The sequence below is a fragment of the Pauljensenia sp. UMB6358 genome, assembly GCF_030216865.1.
Classification (GTDB): Bacteria; Actinomycetota; Actinomycetes; order Actinomycetales; family Actinomycetaceae; genus Pauljensenia; species Pauljensenia turicensis_A.
The window spans coordinates 1-304 of the sequence record NZ_JASOMS010000108.1; the positions used below are offsets into that span (position 1 = coordinate 1).

The 304-nt window shown below is 37.8% G+C and carries 1 protein-coding gene; it reads right to left on the bottom strand.

The features are described from left to right. Nucleotides 1-79: 79 nt before the first annotated feature. Nucleotides 80-304, bottom strand: a 225-nt coding sequence (locus tag QP381_RS08805; RefSeq protein WP_285043629.1) for a DUF1492 domain-containing protein, incomplete at its 5' end; no start/stop codon positions are given.

The window sequence follows — 304 nt, forward strand, 5'->3', positions numbered from 1 at the left end:
TTATTTTGTAATGGGAGGAAACTTAGAAGGAGGAAACTTAACTAAATTTCCTAATATCATAATAGCACCAACCATACTCTCATTTTATCTCCTCTTGTAACTCCTTGAGTGCTTGGCCATGCAAACGCATGGTATGCTGATAACTCCAATGATTATCTACCGCAACCTGCTCCCAAGTTTTCTCGGTAAGATAGTAACTTCTCAGCACATTCCGATACCGCACATCTTCCAGCTGATCAATTAAATGAGAAACTTCAATTTTAAGATCAATTAACTGATCAACCTTTCGATTAATTTCCTCGCC